The organism is Longimicrobium sp. (assembly GCF_036280135.1).
GTDB lineage: Bacteria > Gemmatimonadota > Gemmatimonadetes > Longimicrobiales > Longimicrobiaceae > Longimicrobium.
This window is the reverse complement of sequence record NZ_DASURI010000630.1, coordinates 1-10,311: the sequence shown is the minus strand read 5'-3', so window position 1 is coordinate 10,311 and position 10,311 is coordinate 1. Positions and strand designations below refer to the sequence as shown.

The window sequence follows — 10,311 nt, the reverse complement described above, 5'->3', positions numbered from 1 at the left end:
AGCATGAACAGCCCACCCAGCGACCGCGCGTCCACCCGCGGCACCTCGAGGGTCATGTTCATCCGCCCGCGCTGCGTGAGCGCCGCCTCGGTGGCCAGCAGCTCCGTGCGCAGCAGCTCGCCCATGCTGTGCCCGCCCAGGTACGCCAGCTCCGCGTGCTGCGGATAGGCGGACGGGATGGCCACGTCGTCCCCCCCCTCGCGCTCGGCCAGGAAGGTGATGGTCTTGTCGAACGGGCCCTCCACGTACAGCTGCACCTGCGAGTGCTGGTCCGTGGCGCCCAGCGCCTTGACGGGCGTGGGGCCCACGAACACCTCGTCGCCGCCGCGCGTGCGCTGCTTGCCCAGGCTTTCCGCCCACAGCTGCCGGAACCAGTCCGCCATGTCGCGCAGGCGGTCGCTGTACGGCATCATCACGTGCACGTTGGCGTCCAGCTCCGTATCGGCCAGGTACTGCAGCGCGGCAAAGATGCCGGCCGGGTTGCGCCGCAGGTCCGGCGTGTCGCACCGCTCCACCATCTCCCGGGCGCCCGCCAGCAGCTCGCGGATGTCGATGCCCACCATGGCGGCCGGCAGCAGCCCCACGGCCGACAGCACGCTGAAGCGCCCGCCCACGTTGGGCGGTACGGGAAGGCTGGCCACGTCCTCCTCGCGCGACAGGGCGCGCAGCACGCCCTTTTCGGGGTCCGTCGTCAGCAGCAGGTGGCGCGTGTAGCCGTCGCCCAGCTCCGCGCGAAGCCGCTCGCGGATGATGAGGAACTGGCTCATGGTCTCGGCCGTGCCGCCGCTCTTGGAGACGACGTTGAACAGCGTGCGGCGCAGGTCGATGTGGTCCAGGAACGCGCCGAACGTGGCCGGGTCCACGTTGTCGAGGACGTACAGGCGCGGATAGAACTCGCGCGCCTCGTCATCCAGCTCGTTCCACAGGGGATGCTTGAGGGCAGTGCGCATGGCCGTGGTTCCCAGCGCCGAGCCGCCGATGCCCAGCACGACCACGTTGCTGAACGCCTGCCCCGCGCCCTCGGCAAAGTCGCAGATGGCGTCCACGGTCTCGCCGCCGTCGGCCAGGGCGTAGAAGCCCAGCTCGCCGCCCTCGCGGCGGCGGGTGGCGTCCTCGTGCGCGGCGCGAAAGCGGTCGGCGAGCGCGTCGAGCTTCGCGGGGTCGATGCCGCGCCCGCCCAGCCGCGGCGCGAGCATGTTGTTGTAGTCGAGCGTGATCGACATGGGCGAGTGCGAAAGTGCGAAGTGCGAAGTGCGAAAGTGCGAAAGTGCGAAAGTGAAAGACCCGGCAGTCCGCACCGGGGGCCCTCACCCGCTCGCTTGGGCTCGCACCCTCTCCCGCAAGCTGCGCGGGAGAGGGTGTATCCTTCCATCCGGCTCCCTGCCGGTGGGCAACCAACCCGCAGTTGCAGGCTGTTCCCTGTAACCCGCAGTTCCAGCCGTTGCAGGCTATTCCCTATTCCCTGTTCCCTATTCCCTGCCGTTCGCCGTCACACGTCCACCTCCAGCCCGTCGTACGCCGCCATCACGCCGGCGGGCAGGCGCGCGTCCAGCTCGGCGTGCGTCACGCGGTGGCTCAGGTGCGTGAGGTACGTGCGCTCGGCGCCCACGGCGCGGGCGGCCTCCACGGCCTCTTCCACGCTGAAGTGCGTGGGGTGCGGATTGCCGAACCACAGCGCGTTCAGCACCAGCACGCGCACGCCCCGCAGCGCGTCCACCGTGCGGTCCGGCAGCGACTTGCCGTCCGTCACATATCCCAGGTCGCCCACGCGAAAGCCGTACACGTCCAGCCGGCCGTGCGGCACGGGAAGCGGCGTGACGGTCATCCCCGCCACCTCCACGGGCTCGTACGCGTGCAGCGTGGTGAGCGTGGCCTCGGGCTTGGACGTGCCCGCCAGGGGCCGGATGCGCGGGTCGAACACGTAGCCGAACCGGTCGCGCAGCGTGGCCTCGCAGTCCGCCGCCGCGTACACCTTGAGCGGCGCCCTGGACCGCTCGCTGAAGACGCGGACGTCGTCCAGGCCGTGCACGTGGTCCGCGTGGCAGTGCGTGAACCAGATGGCGTCCACCATCTCGATCCCCGCGTCCACCAGCTGCAGCCGCATCTCCGGCGGCGTGTCCACCAGCAGCCGCCGGCCGCCCTCCGTGATGAGCGCGCCGTGCCGCGTGCGCCGGTCCCGCGGATCCGGCGACGTGCACGTGGCGCACCGGCAGCCGATCACCGGCACGCCAAAGCTGGTGCCGGTGCCCAGGAAGCGCAGCCTCACGACCGGACCGCAGTGCGAACGTGCGAAGGTGCGAGAGTGCGAGAGTCAACGGCACCCGTTACCCCGCACGGACGGTGGCGTGGGCGCGAAGACCACTTTCGCACTTTCGCACTCTCGCACTTTCGCACTTCCATCATCAGATGACGGACACCTGCAGCAGGTTCGTCGTCCCGGGCTGGTGCAGGGGCAGGCCCGCCGTCACCACGATGCGGTCACCCGGCTGCGCCAGGCCACGCTTGAGCGCCTCGTCGCGCCCGCACGCCAGCATCTCCTGGAAGTTGGCGTACTCCGAGCAGACCACGGGGATCACGCCCCACACCAGCGCCAGCTGCTGGTACGTCTGCTGGTTGTCGGTGATGGCCAGGATGGGCACCGGCGGACGAAAGCTCGACACCACGCGGGCCGTGCTGCCGCTCGTGGTGAAGGTGAGGATGAGCGGCGCCTTGAGCCGGCGCACCGCCTCGACCGTGGCGCCGGCGATGGCCCGTTCCGTGGGCGTCTTGCCGTCCTCGCCCGGGTCGATGGGCATGTCGTAGTGCGGGCCGCTCTCCAGGATGTGCGAGTCCTCGATCTCCTGGGCAATGCGGGCCATGGCCTGCACGGCCTGCACGGGGAACTTGCCCGTGGCCGTCTCGGCCGAGAGCATCACCGCGTCCGTGCCGTCGATGATGGCGTTGGCCACGTCCGAGGCCTCCGCGCGCGTGGGGCGCGGGTTCTCGATCATGGACTCCAGCATCTGCGTGGCCGTGATCACCGGGCGGCTGCCCAGGTTGGCCATCTGGATCATCCGCTTTTGCGCCAGCGGCACCCGCTCGAACGGCAGCTCCACGCCCAGGTCGCCGCGGGCCACCATGGCGGCGGAGCTCACCTTGAGGATCTCCTGCAGGTTCTCCAGCGCCATTCCCTTCTCCACCTTCACCACCACCAGCGGGCCGCCTTCGGGAATGCGGCTCACCAGGTCCTTCACGTCCTCCGGCGAGCGGACGAACGAGAGGGCCAGGTAGTCCACCCTTTGCTCCAGGGCGAACTCCAGGTCCCGCAGGTCCTTTTCCGTGAGCGACGGGATGCTGACGGGCGTGCCGGGAAGGTTGATGCCCTTGTTGCTGCTGAGGTCGCCGCCGTGGATGACGCGCATGGCCACGCGCGGGGCCGTGACCTCTTCCACGATGAGCTCCATGAGCCCGTCGGCCAGCAGCACCACGTCGCCCACCTCCACGTCCTGCGCCAGCTCGCGAAAGGTGGTGGGCAGCTCGCCCTCCTGGTGCTCGCCCTCGGGGGCAAAGACCACGCGGTCGCCGGGCTTGAGCTCCACGGGCTCCGGCAGCACGCCCACGCGGATCTTGGGCCCCTGCAGGTCGCCCAGCACGGCGATGGGGCGCCCGGCCCGCGTGGAGGCCTCACGCACGTTGCGGATGGTCTCCGCGTGGCGCTCCAGGTCCCCGTGGGAGAAGTTGATGCGGGCCACGTCCATGCCGGCCTGGATGAGCGAGTCGATTCGCTCCGGCGACCAGGAGGCGGGGCCCAGCGTGCAGACGATCTTGGTGCGTCTCTGCATGGATGAACGGACGTCCGTTTTCGGCTTCGCGCCGGGGGCGGGCGGCAAGGACCGGACCGCCGCCGCTCCGGGGGAGCGGGTAACTTGCCACCTCCGCGCCGCCACGCAAGGGTGCGGCCCGCGCTTGTGACAGGAATTCGTCAGGATCTCTGACAAAAAGAGCGCGTGCGTCGCCCCCCGTCAACCGCGAATGCCGCGCCGCGCGTCCGTCATCCCTCGATCGCCGGGAAAAGAACGCCTCACACGGGGCCTTCGGCCGACGGAGTCAACGGGAACAGCTCGTTGTGGATCTGCCTCGGCACCGGCCGTCCCCCAGCCGGAGCGAAACGACGCCGATCCCGGATCTGATCCGGTAAGGCCGTCCCCGGCCGGAGCGAATGAATTCGCCGCTGGAAGGGCACGAAGTCCGTCTTCAAGGACTGCCTCAGCGAAAGTCGTCCCGTGTGCACCGGCGGCGCCGTCACGTCGTTGAAGCCTCACGCAGTTTGTGAGGCTTTCCGCAGTCGTTGCGGCGGCTTCAGCCGCTCCGGCGCGGGGGAGCCCGTACCGCCCGGCTCCCGTGGCACCGCCGTTACCGTGCCGGACGGACCTGGAACTGGACGATGTTGGAGCGGTGACCCGCCTCGTAGCGCTTTTCGTCCGCGTCCTTGCCGCCGGGGACGTGGTGCTCCCAGAGGACGGCGTAGGCGGTGTGCTCGCCGCTCGTGGACGACGTGGCCAGCCACGCGGCCGTAAAGCGGAGGGAATCGCCCGCGGGCACCTCCAGCACGCTGGGGGCGCGGATGCAGGTGGTTCCGCTGCCCGGCGGATAAAGGACGGACTTGTCCGGACCCTGCACGTAGAACTCTACCTGGCACTGCGAGTCGAACTCCAGCCGCACGGTCTGCTTGCCGGGGTTTCGCAGGTATGCCGTCATGCGCAGCGAGTCGCCCGGGGACAGGGTGTCGGTCGGGACGACGGTGAGCCGCACGGGCAGCTCCGCCGTGTGGCTGCCGGCCGTGGGACAGCCGGCCAGGACCAGCGCCATCAGCGCCGGCGCGAAGAAGCGGATCGGACGGTTCATTCCGGGACGGTGCGCAGCGCGAAGCGGGGAATGGCGGCCCGGAACACGGAGCCGTCGGGCCGGTGCATCTCGTAGTATCCTTCCATGTGCCCCTCCGGGCCTTTCAGCACGCAGAAGCTCTCGTACTCGTGCACGCCGCCGGGCGGGATGAGCGGCACCTGCCCCACCACGCCCTCGCCCTCCACCTCCTGGTCGCCCGCCACGGGGTCGTGGATGTACCAGTGGCGCCACCGCAGCTGCGCGGGCTGATCGCCCACGTTCTCGATGCGGATGCGGTACACGAACACGTGGCGCGGCTCGCCCGGGTCCGAGTGCGACTCCAGGTAGAGCGGCGTCACCGTGACGCGGATGCCCTCGGTGATGCGGTAGAACAAGGTGCCGGGCCGGTGCGGGTGGGCCTTCATGCCGCCCACGATAGGACGCGGGCCGCGGCGGGTCAACGCCCCTTTGTGGTATCCGCCGGGATTTCGCTACATTGGTGGCGACTCCCCGCCGCACCCGTTTCCCGACCGAACCCCGCGAGGACTTCCATGGAGCACCTGAAGGCGCTCATCCGCGACGTGCCGGACTTTCCCATGCAGGGCATCCTGTTTCGCGACGTGACCCCGCTGCTGCGCGATCCCCGGGGCCTCAGGCAGGTGGTGGACGCGCTGGCGGAGCGCTACCGCGGGCAGGGCATCGACGTGGTGGCGGGGATCGAGTCGCGCGGCTTTCTGTTCGGCGCGCCGCTGGCCGTGGCGCTTGGCACGGGGTTCGTGCCCATCCGCAAGCTGGGCAAGCTGCCGGCGGAAAAGATCACCCGCGAGTACGCGCTGGAGTACGGCACCAACTCGCTGGAGGTGCACCGCGACGCCGTGAAGCCCGGCGAGCGCGTGCTGCTGGTGGACGACCTGCTGGCCACGGGCGGCACGGCCCGCGCCGCCGCCAGCCTCGTGGAGGAGCTGGGCGGCGAGGTGGTGGAGACGGCGTTCGTGATCGAGCTGGCGTTTTTGAACGGCCGCGCGGTGATGGATGGCCGGCCCGTGCATTCGCTGCTGACGTACTGAGCTGCGGGGGCGGGCCGGCGCCGGCCCGCCTCCGCAGCTCAGCGGCGGAAGAAGATCTGGTCCACCCAGTATCCCAGCCCGTTCACGTCGTTGAATCCAAGGGACCACTGCACGCGGCTGAGCCCGTCCACGGGATCGCCGGTGAGCGAACGCCGCACGCCGATCCGCAGCCGGTCCGCCAGGATGGTCGCGGTCGCCTCGGCGGCGACGGTTCCCCCCGCCCGCCCCTCCCACAGGTCCCGCCCCGGCTGAAAGTACAGCACGCCGGCTTCCACCCGGGTGCCGAGCAGCGACCACAGGGCGCTGCGGTTGCGCGCGACCACCTTGGCGCCCGCCATGTAGTACCAGTGGGGGATCTCGCCGTGGCCCGCGGGATTGTTCCACCGCACGCCGAACGGAAACGCCAGGCCCACGCCCGGGCGCGCGCGCGAGTACCACACGGGCGCCCATCCCACGTCGGCCCCGTCCCACTGCGCGTCTACCGTGGCGTACGCCGGCGCCAACCTCCAGCTCGTGCTCACCTCGGCGGGCATGCCGCCCCAGTGCCAGCCGACGTGCGGCCGCAGGCTGGAGGACTGGTACGCGAACGCGAGCCCTTCCGTCATCGGCTGCATGGCCGGTCCGCCCGGGATGGCGCTGTCCGGGTGCACGGACGCGTTGTGCACGGCGAGCCAGGCGTCCACGTCGCGCTCCACCTGCACCAGCCGCCGCATCAGCCGATCGAAGTAGACCTGGAAGTACTCGTCCTCGGGACGCCGCATCAGGTCGCAGAGCGCGTAGCGGGTGAGCACGGCCGTCATCTCCGCGTCGCCCACGGGCCCGTTGCTGCCGCAGGCGCTGGGGTCCGCCTTGAGCAGCCCCGAACGGACCCGGGCCAGGAACCGGTTCGTTCCGTCCAGGCACGCCACCGACCACGACAGGCTCCGGCCGCACGCGGCGGACTCGGCCCGGCCCCGCGCCGTGGTGTCCCGCAGCTGCGCGTGCAGCAGCGCGTCGAAGATGCTCTCGTACACGCGCGAAACCGCCCCGTCCGGCCCGGCGGCCGCCACGCGGGCCGTAGCCTGGCGCACGCGCAGGCGCTCCCCGGGCGTGGGGGCGAACTCGTCGCGCGCCAGGCGCTCCACCAGACGCGACGCGGCGGGCGAGAGCGGCAGGGCGTCGCGCAGGACCAGCGCGTTCTCGTACGTGCACAGCGAAGACTCACGCTGCGGCTCGCGCTCGCGGCCGGGCGACTCGCACAGCACGAAGTGGATGGCGTCGTACGTCCCCACGTAGAAGTCGTATTCCCGGTAGGCCCGGTTCAGGAACGCGGCGAACGCGCTCATCCGCTCGCCCACCACGGGGTGGCGCCGCGTCGTAAGCAGCTGCCAGCTGAGCGTGTCGGCGGGCAGGCTTCGGCTCAAGGCGAACAGCTCGTACTCCCGCGCGCTGTTGAACGCGCCGCCCAGCAGGCGCAGCACGGGCCGAAGACCGCCGGGCGCGGGATCGCGGGGCGTCCGCAGCACGCACTGCGGGGGCTTTCCGCCCAGCTCACCGGAGGGGCATCCCGGCGCCACCTGCCCGGGACGGGGATTGTCCGGGTCCACGTACAGCAGCTGGTATCCCGGCGAGGGGGCCGTCACCGTGTCCACCTGCGGCTCGAGCCCCACGGCGCGGTGCAGCACGAGCGCCAGGTCCACGGGGTTGTTGTCGAACAGGCCCCCGTCCACGAACATCTCCGGGGCGGGGGGCGCGGCGTCCCCTCGCTCCAGGTTCAGCATCACGGGCGCAAACGCCACGGGAAAGGCCGCCGAGGCCTTGACCACGGGGATGATGCCGTCCAGGGGCACCTCGCGCCCGTCCGGGCCGTGGAGAGGATGCCGAACGGGTCCCAGCCTGCGGTCATCCACCCGCGGACGCGTGAACACCATCCGGCGCGCCTGTCCCTCCGCGCGCCCCTCCACGCCCGCGACGAGCGGAACCACGTATCGCTGCGACCGGAAGGGGATGCCGCCCAGGCGCTGCGTCTCGGGCATCACGCGGGTGAGGGTGAGGCCCAGGGGGCGCTTGCACCCCCTGGCCAGCGCGCCGGACCGGGTGCGGGCGGCGATGGTGTCGGTCAGCGAATCGATGAAGCCGCGGTCCAGCAACGCCAGCTCCGCCCCCGGCCTGGGATTGACCGGCAGCAGCCGCTCCACGTCCACGTCGGTCCACACCGTCCAGAAAAGAGACTGCTCCGGCGGCTGGGCCCGTTGCTGCGTGGTGCAGGTCTCGATGGCCCACAGCAGCGCGTTAATGTTGCCCGCGCTCGCCCCGGCGGCCGTACCGAACCGGAACTGAGGCAGCCGCCACTCCCGCGCGAACCGCGGATCGCGTCCGGCCCCCCGGTAGAACTCCAGAAGCGCCCAGTCCACTCCCGCTTGGTACGCCCCCAGGCTGATGCCCCCGCTGAAGGTGGTGATCAGCACCGGGTTCTTGACCACGCCGGGCTCCGCGGCGGGTGCGTTGGGCTTTACCGTGAGCGACGGGACCTTCTCCGGCTGGGCGGCGAGCGCGCACGGCGCCAGTGCCGTCGCCAACGCGACGACGGCGCGGACGACGCGCAGCCTTGGACGGGTATGCATGAATGTGCGGTGGATTGAAGGGAGGGGCGGAAGCAACCATCATCCAAGATGATCGGGGAATGGGAGCCCGACCAGCTTTTCATGCTCTCCCCTCGCCAAAATGGAAATCGCCGGCTGCTCCGGCTCCCCTGATCCCCGCCGATCCTCCCTCCCCATCCGGCCGAGACAGGCGTTTGGCACGATCCTTCCGTTTCCCATCCGCCGGAACGTGACGCGTAAACCCTTGCAGAAACGTCACCTATGTGGATGGATCGTGTGCGAAGGGCCGTACTGCCGGCCTTCCTGGCGGGACTGATGGTGGGCGGGGGCGGCGCCGTGGCGCAGCGCTCCCAGGCCGACGGCGCCGTGCGGAACCTGGCGGCGACGCCGACGCGGGGAGAGTTCTCCATCGTGGTGGACCTCTCCGACCGCATGCTCTACGTGATGGACGGCGAGGAAGTCACCAAGGAGTACCAGGTGGCCATCGGCCAGCCGCGCCACCCCACGCCGCGCGGCAGCTTCAACGTGCGGCGGCTGATCTGGAACCCGCGGTGGGTTCCGCCCGATGCGGCGTGGGCGCGCAACCGCCAGCCGCGTGAGCCCGGCGACCCGCGCAACCCCATGGGCCGCGTAAAGATCTTCTTCCAGGCGCCGGACTACTACATCCACGGCACCCGCGAGACGGATTCGCTGGGCGAGGCCGAGTCGCACGGCTGCATCCGCATGCGCAACGACGACGTCATCGAGCTGGCGCGCATGGTGATGGAGAACGGCGGCGCGGCGCGCAGCCCCGGCTGGTTCCAGCGCGTCATCAACCGGGTGCGCCACACCCAGGACGTGCGCCTGTCCAACGCCGTGCAGATGCGCGTCCGCGCGTAACGCACTGCCGGCCGACGTAACCCGACGGGCTCCGCGAGGCGCGGGGCCCGTCCGTCATCCGCGTGAATCCATGCACCTGGTGCAGCTGCTGCTTCCCCTTCGCGACAACGACGGCGCCCCGTTTCCACGGGAGATGCTGGACGGCGTGCGCCATCACCTCACGGAGCGGTTCGGCGGGGTGACGGCGTACCTGCGCGCGCCCGCCGCCGGCGCGTGGAAGGACGACGAGGGCGACGTGGCCCGCGACGACGTCGTCATCATGGAGGTCATGGCGGACGACCTGGACCGTGAATGGTGGACGGACTATCGGCGCGAGCTGGAGGCGCGCTTCCGCCAGGACGAGATCGTCATCCGCGCCACGCCCATCGAGCGACTCTAGGCCGGGGGCCGGAACGCGAAGACGCGGCGGGGGAATCGTCCCTCCGCCGCGTCTTCGTCCGTCCGGTAGCCCGGCGTTATCGCCCCGAGGCGATGGCGAGGCGGAAGCCGTCGGGGTCGCGGACGCGAAAGGCGCGGCCGCCCCACGGCGCGTCGGCCGGCTCGGAGTCGAGCGTGCCGCCGTGGGCCTTGATGCGGCCGGCGACCTCGTCCACGGATCCGTCGGTGGTGATCATGAGCGAAAAGCCCTCGCCCTTGGCGCGGTCGGCGCCCCTGGAGCCGTCGTCCTGGTTGAGGAGGATGCGGACGTCGCCGGCGCGCAGGGACACGCTCAGCACCCGGCCGCCGCGCTCGTGCTGCTGGTCGATGACAAAGCCGACGGCGTCGCGGTACCACGCCACGCTGGTGTCCAGATCGGCGACGGTCAGCGACGCCATGAGGGCCTTGCCCTGGAAGCTGGACTGCACCTGCCCGGTGGATTGATCGCTCATGAGATCCGTGTGCGGGGCGAAAGATGATGCGGAGGCCCCACAATAAGCGCA

Annotated in this window: 10 protein-coding genes; 3 read left to right on the top strand and 7 right to left on the bottom strand. The window is 70.8% G+C overall.

Features of this window, described 5'->3' with window-relative positions; all coding sequences use genetic code 11:
* From VFZ20_RS20425 to apaG, 5 genes are all read right to left on the bottom strand, one after another.
* A partial coding sequence (locus VFZ20_RS20425; protein WP_329685789.1) for a glucose-6-phosphate isomerase occupies positions 1-1,223 on the bottom strand: 1,223 nt, incomplete at its 3' end.
* Between the two features lie 266 nt (positions 1,224-1,489).
* The gene (locus VFZ20_RS20420) at positions 1,490-2,266 is read right to left on the bottom strand and encodes an MBL fold metallo-hydrolase (RefSeq protein WP_329685788.1); all 777 of its coding nucleotides are present in this window, start codon (positions 2,264-2,266) and stop codon (positions 1,490-1,492) included.
* A 136-nt stretch (positions 2,267-2,402) separates the two neighbouring features.
* Positions 2,403-3,821: a pyruvate kinase gene (pyk, locus tag VFZ20_RS20415; RefSeq protein ID WP_329685787.1), complete on the bottom strand. Its 1,419-nt coding sequence runs from the start codon at positions 3,819-3,821 to the stop codon at positions 2,403-2,405.
* 571 nt (positions 3,822-4,392) lie between these two features.
* On the bottom strand, positions 4,393-4,884 hold the full coding sequence (locus VFZ20_RS20410; protein WP_329685786.1) for a BsuPI-related putative proteinase inhibitor: 492 nt from the start codon (positions 4,882-4,884) through the stop codon (positions 4,393-4,395).
* Positions 4,881-5,288, bottom strand: coding sequence for a Co2+/Mg2+ efflux protein ApaG (gene apaG, locus VFZ20_RS20405; protein ID WP_329685785.1), 408 nt, complete (start codon positions 5,286-5,288; stop codon positions 4,881-4,883). Before apaG ends, VFZ20_RS20410 begins: the two co-directional genes overlap by 4 nt.
* 126 nt (positions 5,289-5,414) lie before the next feature.
* Here apaG and VFZ20_RS20400 point away from each other — a divergent pair, with 126 nt between their 5' ends.
* Complete coding sequence (locus VFZ20_RS20400) at positions 5,415-5,930, top strand: adenine phosphoribosyltransferase (protein ID WP_329685784.1); 516 nt, start codon at positions 5,415-5,417, stop codon at positions 5,928-5,930.
* 38 nt (positions 5,931-5,968) lie between these two features.
* Here VFZ20_RS20400 and VFZ20_RS20395 read toward each other — a convergent pair whose 3' ends face one another.
* Entirely contained in the window at positions 5,969-8,533 is a 2,565-nt protein-coding gene (locus tag VFZ20_RS20395; RefSeq protein ID WP_329685783.1) for a patatin-like phospholipase family protein, read from the bottom strand.
* 255 nt (positions 8,534-8,788) lie between these two features.
* Here VFZ20_RS20395 and VFZ20_RS20390 point away from each other — a divergent pair, with 255 nt between their 5' ends.
* Complete coding sequence (locus tag VFZ20_RS20390) at positions 8,789-9,391, top strand: L,D-transpeptidase (protein WP_329685782.1); 603 nt, start codon at positions 8,789-8,791, stop codon at positions 9,389-9,391.
* A gap of 70 nt (positions 9,392-9,461) precedes the next feature.
* The gene (locus tag VFZ20_RS20385) at positions 9,462-9,770 is read left to right on the top strand and encodes a hypothetical protein (RefSeq protein WP_329685781.1); all 309 of its coding nucleotides are present in this window, start codon (positions 9,462-9,464) and stop codon (positions 9,768-9,770) included.
* Between the two features lie 76 nt (positions 9,771-9,846).
* Here the strand turns inward: VFZ20_RS20385 and VFZ20_RS20380 are convergent, their stop codons facing one another.
* On the bottom strand, positions 9,847-10,260 hold the full coding sequence (locus VFZ20_RS20380) for a VOC family protein (protein ID WP_329685780.1): 414 nt from the start codon (positions 10,258-10,260) through the stop codon (positions 9,847-9,849).
* Between the last annotated feature and the right edge of the window lie 51 nt (positions 10,261-10,311).